Source organism: Sneathiella glossodoripedis JCM 23214 (assembly GCF_000616095.1).
Classification (GTDB): domain Bacteria; phylum Pseudomonadota; class Alphaproteobacteria; order Sneathiellales; family Sneathiellaceae; genus Sneathiella; species Sneathiella glossodoripedis.
The window spans coordinates 1332089-1344068 of record NZ_BAMS01000001.1 but is presented as its reverse complement, the minus strand read 5'-3'; the positions used below and the strand labels follow the sequence as shown (position 1 = coordinate 1344068).

General features: G+C 46.0%; 14 protein-coding genes, 1 other RNA gene and 1 pseudogene. 12 read left to right on the top strand and 4 right to left on the bottom strand.

Going from position 1 to position 11980, the window contains the following annotated elements; genetic code table 11:
- Positions 1–69 precede the first annotated feature (69 nt).
- Positions 70–687 (bottom strand): molybdenum cofactor guanylyltransferase MobA, encoded by a 618-nt coding sequence (gene mobA, locus JCM23214_RS06735; RefSeq protein ID WP_025898288.1) that lies wholly within the window; start codon positions 685–687, stop codon positions 70–72.
- A complete protein-coding gene (locus tag JCM23214_RS06730) occupies positions 680–1549 on the bottom strand; it encodes a formate dehydrogenase accessory sulfurtransferase FdhD (protein WP_025898287.1) in 870 nt (289 codons plus the stop codon). Before JCM23214_RS06730 ends, mobA begins: the two co-directional genes overlap by 8 nt.
- Positions 1550–1662: 113 nt before the next feature.
- On the opposite strand from JCM23214_RS06730, the gene cysQ reads away from it, so the two are divergent.
- On the top strand, positions 1663–2433 hold the full coding sequence (gene cysQ, locus JCM23214_RS06725) for a 3'(2'),5'-bisphosphate nucleotidase CysQ (RefSeq protein WP_025898286.1): 771 nt from the start codon (positions 1663–1665) through the stop codon (positions 2431–2433).
- Between the two features lie 21 nt (positions 2434–2454).
- Here cysQ and JCM23214_RS06720 read toward each other — a convergent pair whose 3' ends face one another.
- Positions 2455–3777, bottom strand: a complete 1323-nt coding sequence (locus JCM23214_RS06720; RefSeq protein ID WP_025898285.1) for a dihydroorotase — start codon at positions 3775–3777, stop codon at positions 2455–2457.
- 142 nt (positions 3778–3919) lie between these two features.
- Between JCM23214_RS06720 and JCM23214_RS22235 the strand changes: the two genes are divergently transcribed.
- The 5 genes from JCM23214_RS22235 to JCM23214_RS06700 all read left to right on the top strand — a co-directional run bounded on the left by JCM23214_RS22235 (position 3920) and on the right by JCM23214_RS06700 (position 6014).
- The gene (locus JCM23214_RS22235) at positions 3920–4393 is read left to right on the top strand and encodes a YgfZ/GcvT domain-containing protein (RefSeq protein WP_051548055.1); all 474 of its coding nucleotides are present in this window, start codon (positions 3920–3922) and stop codon (positions 4391–4393) included.
- A 16-nt stretch (positions 4394–4409) separates the two neighbouring features.
- Positions 4410–4796, top strand: a complete 387-nt coding sequence (gene ygfZ, locus JCM23214_RS22230; protein ID WP_051548054.1) for a CAF17-like 4Fe-4S cluster assembly/insertion protein YgfZ — start codon at positions 4410–4412, stop codon at positions 4794–4796.
- Between the two features lie 68 nt (positions 4797–4864).
- The gene (locus JCM23214_RS06710) at positions 4865–5476 is read left to right on the top strand and encodes a DNA-3-methyladenine glycosylase I (protein ID WP_025898284.1); all 612 of its coding nucleotides are present in this window, start codon (positions 4865–4867) and stop codon (positions 5474–5476) included.
- 20 nt (positions 5477–5496) lie between these two features.
- Positions 5497–5664 carry a hypothetical protein gene (locus JCM23214_RS06705; protein ID WP_159104311.1) on the top strand — a complete coding sequence of 56 codons (168 nt, stop codon included), beginning with the start codon at positions 5497–5499 and terminating at the stop codon, positions 5662–5664.
- Between the two features lie 8 nt (positions 5665–5672).
- Positions 5673–6014 (top strand): DUF1491 family protein, encoded by a 342-nt coding sequence (locus tag JCM23214_RS06700; RefSeq protein ID WP_025898282.1) that lies wholly within the window; start codon positions 5673–5675, stop codon positions 6012–6014.
- Here JCM23214_RS06700 and JCM23214_RS06695 read toward each other — a convergent pair.
- Positions 6004–7650, bottom strand: coding sequence for a glycosyltransferase family protein (locus tag JCM23214_RS06695; protein WP_148301783.1), 1647 nt, complete (start codon positions 7648–7650; stop codon positions 6004–6006). The two genes, JCM23214_RS06700 and JCM23214_RS06695, sit on opposite strands and share 11 nt — an antisense overlap.
- A gap of 136 nt (positions 7651–7786) precedes the next feature.
- On the opposite strand from JCM23214_RS06695, the gene JCM23214_RS06690 reads away from it, so the two are divergent.
- From JCM23214_RS06690 to JCM23214_RS06670, 6 genes and pseudogenes are all read left to right on the top strand, one after another.
- Entirely contained in the window at positions 7787–8581 is a 795-nt protein-coding gene (locus JCM23214_RS06690) for a thymidylate synthase (RefSeq protein WP_025898280.1), read from the top strand.
- A gap of 11 nt (positions 8582–8592) precedes the next feature.
- A pseudogene (locus tag JCM23214_RS26545) lies at positions 8593–9103 on the top strand (dihydrofolate reductase).
- A 17-nt stretch (positions 9104–9120) separates the two neighbouring features.
- Positions 9121–9423: a transfer-messenger RNA gene (gene ssrA, locus JCM23214_RS23075) on the top strand.
- A 94-nt stretch (positions 9424–9517) separates the two neighbouring features.
- Positions 9518–9994 (top strand): SspB family protein, encoded by a 477-nt coding sequence (locus tag JCM23214_RS06680; RefSeq protein ID WP_025898279.1) that lies wholly within the window; start codon positions 9518–9520, stop codon positions 9992–9994.
- 115 nt (positions 9995–10109) lie between these two features.
- A complete protein-coding gene (locus JCM23214_RS06675; RefSeq protein WP_025898278.1) occupies positions 10110–11720 on the top strand; it encodes a fumarate hydratase in 1611 nt (536 codons plus the stop codon).
- Between the two features lie 15 nt (positions 11721–11735).
- Positions 11736–11966 (top strand): ribbon-helix-helix domain-containing protein, encoded by a 231-nt coding sequence (locus JCM23214_RS06670; RefSeq protein WP_025898277.1) that lies wholly within the window; start codon positions 11736–11738, stop codon positions 11964–11966.
- The last annotated feature ends 14 nt before the right edge of the window (positions 11967–11980 follow it).

The window sequence follows — 11980 nt, the reverse complement described above, 5'->3', positions numbered from 1 at the left end:
TAGATTATACTAAATACGCGAACAAATATCAATCTTTAATTGAATTGTATTTATTTTATCAGCGTTCTTTTATTTTTTCTCCGACCTTTGCAAAGCATCCGCCGCGACCAGATCCTCTGGCCTATTAATGTTAAAAAACGGGTCCAGATCGCCTGCCTCCCATTCTGCGCTGCGCAAACTGTAGCGTTCCGCAAACACTAGGATCTTCCTCAAATCTTCTTGTTCAAGCGCATTTCTCAGATCATCAAGCAATGAAAAAGGCCAAAGTGAAACCACCGGGTGAATTCGATGATTTGAATAAGCCATCGCAATCGAATAGCTACTGCCACTAAGTACATCGCTCAGGCGATCAACTAGATCCAGTGGTATAAATGGGGCATCTGACGGGACACATAGCATGTGAGTAGCTTCTGTCCCAATTTCAGAAAAATATTCCAAGCCTGTTAATATTCCGCATAGCGGCCCTAAGTTGCCAGCAAAACTATCCGCTCTTACAGGATATCGAGTTTCGTCAATATTCGTATTGCTATTGATGAGAATATCACTCACCTGCGGTTTCACCGCATCAATCACGTGCTCCAAGAGGGACTTTCGGCCAAGAGGCTTTAGAAACTTGTGCTCGCCCCCCATTCGACGTGACAGACCGCCTGCTAAAATAACACAAGGTGGTTTTGCGTGATTACTCATGACTGCCTTTTCGCTGATATTTTGCATCTTCGTCGCGAATAGTTGAAAGATCCGCGTCAAATTCAAGTCTTTCCTCTCCCGCCAGACATAAGAAACGCTTCCCCTTCGCCCTGCCAATCAGGGTCAGGTTCGCATCACGGGCGAGTTGCACCCCCCATGCCGTGAAACCACTCCGCGAAATCAGTACGGGAATTTCCATCTGTACAGTTTTAATGACCATCTCAGACGTCAGCCGGCCAGTCGTATAAAATATTTTGCCCTTAGGCGAGACATTGTGGGCATGCATATAGCCCGCAATCTTGTCGATTGCGTTGTGACGGCCGACATCCTCCATGTAAATGAGCGGTCGATCCTCCTCACATAGAACGCATCCGTGTATCGCGCCGACTTTCAGATACAAAGAAGGTTGCTGGTTTATCTTACGGGAGAGTTCATAAATCCATGAGGTTCGCAACACTGCCTCGCGATCCAGAATTATCTTTTCGAACTTTTCCATCACATCGCCAAATACTGTACCTTGAGCACATCCCGAAGTCTGGATTTTTTTTCGAAGCTTATCTTCGAAATCAGTGGCATTTGGCGTCCGGACCACCACAACACCCAAATCTTCATCATATTCAACCGAGCTGACCTCGTCCGATGCAGATAGCATGTTCTGGTTTAACAGATACCCGATCGCTAGATACTCCGGATAATCGCAGATTGTCATCATCGTAACGATCTCCCTGGAATTTAGATAAAGCGTGAGCGGTTTCTCCTCAATCACCGGTGTGTCAACAGGACGTCCATGCTGGTCAATGCCCTGAATATTCTCAAAAAGTCTTGTGTCTTGAGTATTTGGAGTGACGGTAAAATCTTTCATCTCTTCACTATCCTCTCACATATTCCACTTGTAAAGAGACGGAATTAAATGGGTGACAGGTTCAGCAATTTGGGTATTGTTGCGACAAATTATACAGTCCACAAGGATGCAGCATGATTGAGAACAGAGAAGCCCTGTGCGAACAGATTACGCTAACCGCGATTGACGCAGGTAAGGTTATACTTGAAATCTACAATCAGGATTTCGACGTCAACTCGAAAGGTGATGACTCACCAGTAACTGCGGCAGATGTTGCTGCTGAAAAAGTAATTCTTGACCGACTTAAGGAACTCACACCGGACATTCCAGTATTGGCTGAAGAAAGCGTAGATGCAGGCAGGATCCCTGATCTGTCAGGCGGTACTTTCTGGCTGGTTGATCCCCTTGATGGAACAAAAGAGTTCATTCACAAACGTGGTGAATTTACAGTCAATATTGCTTTAGTGGAAAATAACAGACCTACAATGGGTGTTATTCATGTTCCTGCGAAGGATGAAACCTATTTTGCCTATTCAAAGGGACAGGCCTATAAGGTTGAACAAGGTGGCAATAAAATCAGGATATCAGTTCGTGAAGCCCCTGAAAGTGGCTTGACGGTTGTCGCCAGCCGCTCTCACAGAACACCTGAAACAGACGATTATATTTCAAAATTTGATGTCGCGGACCTGATCTCCGCGGGCTCATCCTTAAAGCTATGCCTGGTTGCTGAAGGCAAAGCTGATTTATACCCTCGTCTAGGACGCACAATGGAATGGGACATTGGTGCCGGGCAAGCTATTTTGGAAGCTGCAGGTGGCCGCGTTGAAACACTTGACGGAACACCCCTCGGCTATGGCAAGGACGGACACGACAATCCGTATTTTGTTGCAAAAGGGAATGTCTGAGACATTCCCCAACCTTTAACGTTACTTAAAGCACTCCTGAAACTTGACAGGTTGTCCGGCCGATGTGCCAATCAGTTCACCATCGCGCATAACCTGTCGGCCCCGAATTATAGTACCAACGGGCCATCCTTGTACGACTTTCCCTTCAAAGGGAGACCAACCACATTTTGACGCTAACCAATCACTTGTAATTTCCTGCCTGCGCCCCAGATCGACGAGCGTCAAATCACCATCAAAACCGAGTGCAATTCGACCTTTGCCCGCCACATTGTAGATACGTGCAGGTCCAGCTGATGTCAGATCCATAAGATGGGTTAGTGACAACGCCCCTTTGCTGTGATGATCTAAGAGTAATGGAAGCAACGTTTGCACACCCGGCATTCCGGATGGACTGGCCGGATACGGATTTGCTTTTTCCTCTTTCGTGTGTGGCGCGTGATCAGACCCGATTACATCGACAACCCCATCTCGTACACCTTGCCATATTCCGAGACGATGATCTTCCGTCCGAATGGGAGGGTTCATCTGCGCATAAGACCCCAGTTCATCGTAACATTCCGGAGCGGAAAGCGTTAAATGCTGAGGGGTCGTCTCAACGGTCGCAATATCCTTGTACTGTGCGAGAAGAGCCATTTCATCTTTGGTCGTGATATGCAGCACATGGATCCGCCTTCCAGTCTCTCTGGCGATTTTCAGAACACGCTCTGTCGCTTTATATGCGACAACTTCGTCACGCCACACTGGATGATTATGGACACTATCTACCGCCAGATGCCGCCGTTCCAACAAACGAGGTTCATCTTCAGCGTGAATGGCTACCCGACGGAAACCGGACTTTAACACCCGCCGAATATCTTCATCATTGTCAACAAGCAGGCTGCCAGTCGAGGAACCCATAAAGAGCTTCACTCCGCTAACCCCTTCCTGACGTTCCAGCATCGGTAGCTGATCAACGTTTTCCGCGGCGGCACCAATGAAAAATGCGAAATCGGTCCATGCTTTTTCACGTCCTCGACGCACCTTGTCGGCCATGTCGGCGGCGGTCAAGGTAAGTGGATTCGTATTTGGCATTTCGAAGATAGCTGTAACACCTCCGAGTGCTGCCGCGGCGGTACCTGTAGCCAGATCTTCTTTATGTTCAAGCCCCGGCTCACGAAAATGAACCTGGCTGTCAATTACACCCGGCAATACATGCAGACCCGTTGCATCAATTTCTTCAGCCGCCGCAATATTTGATAGAGACCCAAGAGCCACTATTTTTTCATCTTTGATAGCAATATCAAACGTATCAATACCCCTGTGAGAGACAACCGTGCCGTTTCGAACAATAAGGTCTGCTTGCATATTTTGGCTCCTTGTTAGATGGGGTCTTTCTAGACTTCATTTAGCGTCTTGCCAAGACTTGACCACTTGAAAGACTAAACATACCTGTTAGGATACTCGACCAAGTTAGTCTTTTTTATTTTTCCGTTTCAGAAGCAACCAAATGAAATCAGCGCAACTGACGAACCGTTCTCTGTTAAAGCTTACCGGTGCCGATACACAGGATTTTTTACAAAACCTTGTTAGCAACGATTTAGAAGATCTGTCATCAAACAAGGTCATTTATTCGGCGCTGCTTACACCACAAGGTAAATTTCTGCATGATTTTTTTGTCGTGAAATGGAATGACGCTGTCATTCTGGACTGCCTGAGCGACAGAATGCCTGACCTGCTACGTCGACTGACTATGTACAAGCTACGCGCAAATGTATCGATAGAAGACATTAGTGCTGAGTATTCTGTTTTCGCCCTATTTGATGGAGTGAGTGATAAACTCCCCCAATCCAACGGGGAGGCAAAAACCACTGAAACTTCTGTTACCTATCGGGATCCAAGACTTTTCGGGTTAGGCGCTCGATCAATTTGCGCAAGCAACCAGACCCCTCCGATAAAAGCTGAGACTGCCTTCTCTGGATGAATATGTCCATTGGCGCATGGCTTTAGGGGTCCCTGAAGGCGGTATTGATATCCTACCTGAAAAAAATTTCCTTCTGGAAGTCAATTTTGAAGAATTGAATGGCGTCAGCTTTTCCAAGGGGTGTTACGTTGGACAGGAGCTAACGGCGAGAACTAAATTCCGCGCCAAAATCAAAAAGAAATTGTTTGCCTTCACTTTTGACGGAGAGATAAATCCTGGCAGCTCGATTACGCTCAACGGCAAAGAAATTGCTACCGTTACGTCTTTTGCGAAACCGCACGGACTGGCCTTAACCCGTTTGGCTGAATGGAAAGAGCTGGGCATCGCATCTACCGATCTTGAACCCTCAGGTATTCAACTGTTCAAACCCGAATACGTAACACTTCCCGAAACTGTAGACTGAGAATCTTTCTTGCAACTCTCACAGCATCCCGCTAGCCTACCCAGAACAAAATAGGAACGGAAATTTTTATGTCTAACGGGTTGATTATCGGGGAGGATGGAAAAACAAGATGCGCTTGGTGCGGGCATGACACACAGTATCAAAACTATCATGATACTGAATGGGGGGTTCCCATTTATGATAGTCGAGCCCTTTTCGAAAAATTGATTCTGGACGGATTTCAAGCAGGTCTTTCCTGGATCACAATCCTCAAGAAAAGAGAGAATTTCATCGCTGCATTTGACGGATTTGAGCCAGAAGTTATTGCAGAATACGGACCTGATAAAATTGATGCCCTTATGAATGACAAAGGGATTGTCCGAAACAGGGCTAAAATTGAGGGAACCGTTATAAACGCCCGCTTGTATCTGGAGATTGAAAACAAAGAAAGTGGTTTCTCTCAATTTTTATGGAATTATCTAGGAGGCCACCCCATACAGAACAATTGGAAATCTCTCGAGCAGGTACCGGCGGAAACAGAAATTAGCAAACAAATTTCAAAAGATCTTAAATCGCGTGGATTTAAATTTGTTGGACCGACAATCGTCTATGCTTTTATGCAGGCTGTCGGCATGGTAAATGACCACCCGATTGGCTGTTTTCGGCACGATCAGGTGAAAAATATGCAGGATCCGAGTTGATGCACACAGATAGCCTATTCATGGCCAGGTATTATATGGAAAAATATGGCGCTGACGTAATCCGTAAACTTGAATGCGACGCCGGCATATGTGAAACGCAGGGCAAACTTCACCAACGAAACAGATTTTTACGCATCCGAGATACGATCCTCATGGAATTCGGAAATGAACTGCAACAGGAGCAATAACACCGACCATGACAACCAGATTAAAAGCAGAAATCTGGGTCAAGGCCCATTTACGTACCTGTAATTTTATGAATATCCCCGCCTTTGTTGTCCGCCGAGGAGACAACACCGCCGGAATAGTATTGATAAAAATTAACCGGTTAAATGATAATTGTATGGTATTAACGCCAACCACTGATTTTCAAACGGGCAAAAGACAATGGCTCAAAGGAACGGGTCCAGAGTGGGTGTCTGAGGAGCTTGCAGACAGCTACATCGAAAAGCAGATAAAATTTGATAGTGATCTATGGGTTTTGGAAATTGAAGATCCTGAAGGACGACACCTACTGCAGGATGAAGTTATCGATTGATGCAGTCATTTGGCAATATCTTTTGCAGACGGCTGGCCAAAGCCTGATCCAACTCATTGCGCCGGGTGATTAGATTGCTTAGCCATTGATACCTGGATTGGCAGTGGTCACTAAGCATGCGGTTACTTTGGACATACTCCCTCCCCTTTTTCTGCTTTTCCAATCTGATATCCGGATTATTAACCAATTTTATAAGCGCTGATACAAATTCGTTATCTTCAGAACAAATTTCGCTAAAATCTCTTTGCAGGTCTGTTTGTTCATAAACCACAGCACTTGCAATAGGTACGGCACCGCAGCCAGCGGCTTCAACCATTTTCAAATCAGATTTCAACCTATTGAATTCAGTATCAGCCAAAGGCATAAGAGCAATATCTGCCTTAATAAGGACATTGAGATATTCCTGATAGCTCCCTCTGGGATGAAAACTTTTGTGATCTGTTCTCAGATTTTCAAAGAAATACTCATCTCCGACGACATGGAAATGAAACCGTTCTTTAAGCTCGTTAAGCGCACCATTTATACAAGGGAGTAACGTCTTATAATCTTCCTTCCTGTTCAGTGCTCCAAAAAATATCCCTGCGGCCTCTGCTGGTACGGTCAAATCTCTGCTTGGAAAGTGGTGTAGCTGATTTGGGAAAATACCAACTTCCGGATTGTGGTTTCTGATGAAATTTGCCATTGACTGATTGGTGGTTTGCACTGCATGGGCGCCAGCGAAAGTAAGATAATTATTCTCTTCTATGGCTGGCCAGGGAGATGTGTGATCGTCAAATTCAACAATGATCAGATATCCCGCAGCCCTTAGCTGTTGAATAACTGGCACAGAATGTTCAAAGGTCATTACTGGCCGCTGCCACAAAAATACCTTCTCAATTCCCTGCTGTTTAACAGCTTTTATTGACTGGTTTTGCGAAATATGAATTTGCACGCCCGGAATTGTTTGTAACGCAGCGAGAGGAAAATTTACTCGAACGTCATTGACCCCTCCAACCGGCTGGAGAATTTTAGCCTGTATCCTGAACTGAGGATGTTTGATCGGTGTCAATCGAAACAGGAAGGCCAATGAACTACAGACCTTTGTTAGCCGTTGGTAGATTTTATCTGGCAAAGCCTCCCTTAATCCTGAGGAATTAATCCATTCCTGTGAACGGTTATCCTTGACGCGAACCAGACGATCAATTTCATATCCGCTAGCCTTGAAAGCTGCGGTTATTTTCTTCGAGTAATTCTCCGCTTTGGCGAGTATTGCCTGTATCAAGTTCGGGTCGGGATTTGAAGACAGGTTCAGCTTTTGCTCCAATTGTTTGAAATGATAAGGATTTCGACATTCAAATATGAGTACTCCGGCCGTATCAAGGACCTTAATGAATTTCGCAAGCAGTTGGGAAGTTTCGGTGAATTGCGCAATCTGGCCAGTCACAATGATCGCATCCCAGCTTGTTTTTGTTTTATCCTCAGTAAACTGCAAGAACCGGCGAGTGTTTGGAAATCTTGTTTGCTGGCAATTAGGTGAAAGGTGGGAATACTCCATCCCGATCTGCGCAGCATTTTGCCCTACCAGAGCAGCGGTTTTTACTGCACGGGGGATTAACGCGAGTGTCGCTTTTGATATTTCATTAAGCTTCGATTGCACAGTTAAACTCCTTCTTGCCAGACCCGTTAATTTTCTTAAAAATTGCAAAGCGGATCGTGGCAATTCCTGTTCAAACACTTTATGCTGCCCCGGAACGAAACCCAAATAATAGTTTCATTGAAAAGAGTATCACTTTATGCAGCAGTATCTGGACCTTTTAAAAAAGATCAGGCAGGAAGGCGCTTATAAATCTGATCGAACTGGCACTGGCACCTATAGTATTTTTGGCCACCAGATGCGGTTTGATCTGTCTCAGGGTTTTCCAGTTCTGACAACCAAGAAACTGCATCTTAAGTCCATTATTCATGAACTTTTATGGTTTCTCGCAGGTGATACGAATATCAAATACCTGCAGGAAAATGGTGTACGAATTTGGGATGAATGGGCGGACGAAAATGGTGACCTTGGTCCTGTTTACGGATATCAGTGGCGATCTTGGCCCGCACCAAATGGCGACAAAATCGATCAGATCAAGAAGCTCATAGACCAAATCAAAGACAACCCTGATTCTCGCCGCCATATTGTCACAGCTTGGAACCCGGCTGACGTCGACAACATGGCGCTCCCTCCCTGTCATTGCCTTTTTCAGTTTTATGTCGCTGACGGCAAACTCTCCTGCCAGTTATACCAGCGCAGCGCAGATGTATTTCTGGGCGTCCCTTTCAATATTGCCTCCTACGCGTTACTTACCATGATGATCGCTCAGGTTTGCGATCTGGAACCCGGTGACTTTGTTCACAGTTTTGGTGACACCCATTTGTATGCCAATCACATTGAGCAAGCCGACCTGCAACTGACACGCACTCCCGGTTCCTTACCAACAATGCAAATAAACCCAGACATAAAAGATCTGTTCGCTTTCAAATATGAGGATTTCAAACTTCTCGATTATGTGGCCGATCCGCATATTGCTGCACCAGTTGCTGTGTAAAGGTGGCAAAAATGAAAGTAAGCGCGATTTTGGCTGTGTCTGAGAATGGGGTCATAGGGTCCGACAACTCGCTACCCTGGCGTTTATCCAATGATCTGCAATGGTTCAAGAAACACACACTCAATAAACCGATGATAATGGGGCGCAAGACTTTCGCATCGCTTCCCGGCACTTTGAAGCAGAACCAGCATTATTCTGAGCCGGGACGCTTCTTTTACCGCGAGCGGAGCGCTAGTGGCGGACAGTAAAGAAAGTGCACTCAAACTGGCGCGAGAAGATGCCGCACAAAGATCTGCCGAAGAAATTATGATCATCGGAGGCGGTGAAATTTATAAATTATTTTGCGGTGATATCGAACGATACTACATAACCTTCGTTCATACAGAAATGGTTGGAGATACGTATTTTGACCCTCTACCGGGCGAGGCGTGGAAAGTAATATTTGAAGAGGCACATACAGCGTCGGAAAGAAACGATTACCCCCATACATTCAGAATACTGGAGCGAAATAGCGCCCCTTAAAATATCTTTACAATTGGGGCCTTTCAAAATGACCAACGAATGTTTATATTAATACTGTTGGGCAACCAACTATGGCGATAAACGTTTCGTGGAATAAACGTTGCGGACCCGGGGGCGGTACCCGGCGCCTCCACCATAATTTCATATGGGGGCGAAATAGGTTCGACGCGCGCAGTAAAGACGTAATTTTCGCTCGGTGAGATACCACCGTTATCGGTTCAAACTTTACAAATGCAAACGATAACGAAGCATTTGCCGTAGCTGCTTAATTGCACTACACGGGGTTCGGAGGGGCACCTGGCAACAGAAGCCCCTTCACTTTCGATGAAGAGAACAGGCTCTTCGACCACAGGATTTTGCGACCGCTTAGCGGCACGATCTAAACCGACATCATGCGGGAGTGATATTAGAAACATGTCTGGCGAAATAAATTACAATTTACTCGTAGAGCGTGCCCTGATTAATGTAGTAAGGGATTCGCTTCGTCACGCAGCGGAACATGGCCTCAGCGGACAACAACATTTTTATATTACCTTTAAGACTCACTTTGACGGCGTAGATATTCCTGCTCACCTCAAAGAACGCTACAAGGAAGAAATGACGATCGTCCTGCAGCACCAGTTCTGGGACTTGGTAGTCGACGAGACAAAGTTCAGCCTCGGCCTGAGTTTTAACCATCAGCGGGAAACCCTTGAAATTCCGTTTGACGCTGTAACTGCATTTGCAGACCCGTCTGTACAATTCGGACTTCAGTTCAATCTGACGGCTGGCGGCAATGCCAAATCGGCAACTGCCTCTGAAAGCTCTTCAGATGCGAAGTCAGACGAAGAAAAACCATCAGAGAATAAAGCTGGCGAAGTCATTACGCTGGACGCCTTTCGCAAAAACTGACAAAACGGCTCCCAACTCTTAAAATAGGTTCGAGGCCATCATTTCCTGAAACTGGCGGGGAGCGTGGAAGTGATGTGTTCTCTTGCATTACTCTAGGTCTGAAAGAGCACTTCAAATGCCGGAATTTCATTATCAGGATATTATTTCAATCGGTGAAGACGATACTCCTTACCGGAAGGTTACGGACAACCATGTCTCAACAATTGAGGTAGACGGAAAAGAAATATTGAAAATCGAGCCTGAAGCGCTCGAATTACTATCAGCAGAAGCAATGCGCGATGTCGCCCATCTGTTACGCCCGGCTCACCTGCAGCAACTTGCTAACATTCTCAAAGATGATGAAGCGTCAGAGAATGACAAGTTCGTTGCTACAGAGCTTCTCAAAAATGCCAATATCGCTGCCGGGATGGTACTGCCTGGCTGTCAGGATACTGGAACGGCGATCATCATGGGCAAAAAAGGTCAGTATGTCTGGACAGACGGACAGGATAAGGCTGCTCTGTCCAAAGGTGTATTTAAAACATACACCGAAACCAACCTCAGATACTCCCAACTGGCGCCGCTCAGCATGTTCGATGAGAAAAACACGGGAACAAACTTGCCGGCGCAAATTGATCTCTATGCAACGGATGGCAACGCTTATGAATTCCTCTTCATCGCCAAAGGCGGTGGGTCTGCCAATAAATCTTTCTTGCATCAAGCTGTTCCAAGCGTCTTGTCACCAGATCGTCTTCTTCCCTTCATTGAGGAAAAAATAGCGGAACTGGGAACCGCAGCCTGCCCCCCCTATCATCTGGCAATCGTCATAGGTGGCACGTCTGCTGAAGACACAATGAAAACAGTTAAGCTGGCATCCACAAAATATTATGACAATCTACCAACAACCGGAAACGAATATGGCCGCGCGTTCCGTGATATGGAGATGGAAAAAGAAGTCCTGAAACTGAGCCAGAGCATCGGAATTGGTGCCCAGTTTGGCGGCAAATATTTCTGCCATGATGTCAGGGTCATCAGAATGCCACGACATGGCGCAAGTGTCCCGATTGGTATCGGGGTTTCCTGCTCTGCGGATCGCCAGATCAAAGGAAAAATTACCAAAGACGGTGTTTTCCTAGAGCAACTGGAAAGAGACCCGGCAAAATATTTGCCTGAGGTAACAGAAGAACACTTGGATGACAATGTGGTCAAAGTGGACCTCAACAGGCCAATGAAAGAAATTCTGGCGACACTTAGCCAATACCCGATCCGCACAAGGTTAAGCTTGACTGGCACCATTATCGTCGCCCGTGATCTTGCGCATCGTAAATTGCGTGAACGCTTGGATGCCGGAGAGGATCTACCGCAATATTTCAAAGATCATATAATCTATTATGCTGGCCCCGCAAAAACACCCGAGGGCTATGCTTCCGGATCTTTTGGTCCAACAACTGCCGGGCGCATGGATGGATATGTCGATGAATTTATGGCGAAGGGCGGCAGCATGATCATGTTGGCCAAAGGGAACAGAAGCAAGGCAGTTGTAGACGCCTGTAAAAAACACGGTGGCTTCTATCTTGGCTCTATCGGTGGTCCTGCAGCAATTCTCGCTCAGAACAACATCAAGAAAATTGAAGTTCAGGAATTTGAAGAGCTCGGAATGGAAGCTATCTGGCGAATTGAAATTGAAGACTTCCCCGCCTTTATTGTCACTGACGACAAAGGCAACGATTTCTTCGCCCGTAAATAATATTGTTGCCCCGGCATGACGACTGAAATTATCAAACATTCAGTTAGCATTTCGGGGCACCGCACAAGCATATCCTTGGAAAAACCATTTTGGGATCTGTTTTGCACAGCGGCCAAAGAACGTAATGTCAGTATAAATGCTTTGATCTCTGATATTGATGAGCGCCGGCAAGGAAACCTCTCCAGCGCTATTCGGCTGTTTGTACTCGAAGAAGTTCTTACTGGAAAATTACGTCCATCACCTTGAATTTGGCCGTAGTA

Excerpts from the sequence above, each read along its gene's own strand:
- cysQ (WP_025898286.1), top strand. The coding sequence starts at position 1,663 with ATGATTGAGAACAGAGAAGCCCTGTGCGAACAGATTACGCTAACCGCG.
- ygfZ (WP_051548054.1), top strand. The coding sequence starts at position 4,410 with ATGGCTTTAGGGGTCCCTGAAGGCGGTATTGATATCCTACCTGAAAAA.
- JCM23214_RS06675 (WP_025898278.1), top strand. The coding sequence starts at position 10,110 with ATGCCGGAATTTCATTATCAGGATATTATTTCAATCGGTGAAGACGAT.
- JCM23214_RS06730 (WP_025898287.1), bottom strand. The coding sequence starts at position 1,549 with ATGAAAGATTTTACCGTCACTCCAAATACTCAAGACACAAGACTTTTT.
- JCM23214_RS06680 (WP_025898279.1), top strand. The coding sequence starts at position 9,518 with ATGTCTGGCGAAATAAATTACAATTTACTCGTAGAGCGTGCCCTGATT.
- JCM23214_RS06700 (WP_025898282.1), top strand. The coding sequence starts at position 5,673 with ATGACAACCAGATTAAAAGCAGAAATCTGGGTCAAGGCCCATTTACGT.
- JCM23214_RS22235 (WP_051548055.1), top strand. The coding sequence starts at position 3,920 with ATGAAATCAGCGCAACTGACGAACCGTTCTCTGTTAAAGCTTACCGGT.
- JCM23214_RS06670 (WP_025898277.1), top strand. The coding sequence starts at position 11,736 with ATGACGACTGAAATTATCAAACATTCAGTTAGCATTTCGGGGCACCGC.
- JCM23214_RS06690 (WP_025898280.1), top strand. The coding sequence starts at position 7,787 with ATGCAGCAGTATCTGGACCTTTTAAAAAAGATCAGGCAGGAAGGCGCT.
- JCM23214_RS06710 (WP_025898284.1), top strand. The coding sequence starts at position 4,865 with ATGTCTAACGGGTTGATTATCGGGGAGGATGGAAAAACAAGATGCGCT.
- JCM23214_RS06720 (WP_025898285.1), bottom strand. The coding sequence starts at position 3,777 with ATGCAAGCAGACCTTATTGTTCGAAACGGCACGGTTGTCTCTCACAGG.
- mobA (WP_025898288.1), bottom strand. The coding sequence starts at position 687 with ATGAGTAATCACGCAAAACCACCTTGTGTTATTTTAGCAGGCGGTCTG.
- JCM23214_RS06705 (WP_159104311.1), top strand. The coding sequence starts at position 5,497 with ATGGCCAGGTATTATATGGAAAAATATGGCGCTGACGTAATCCGTAAA.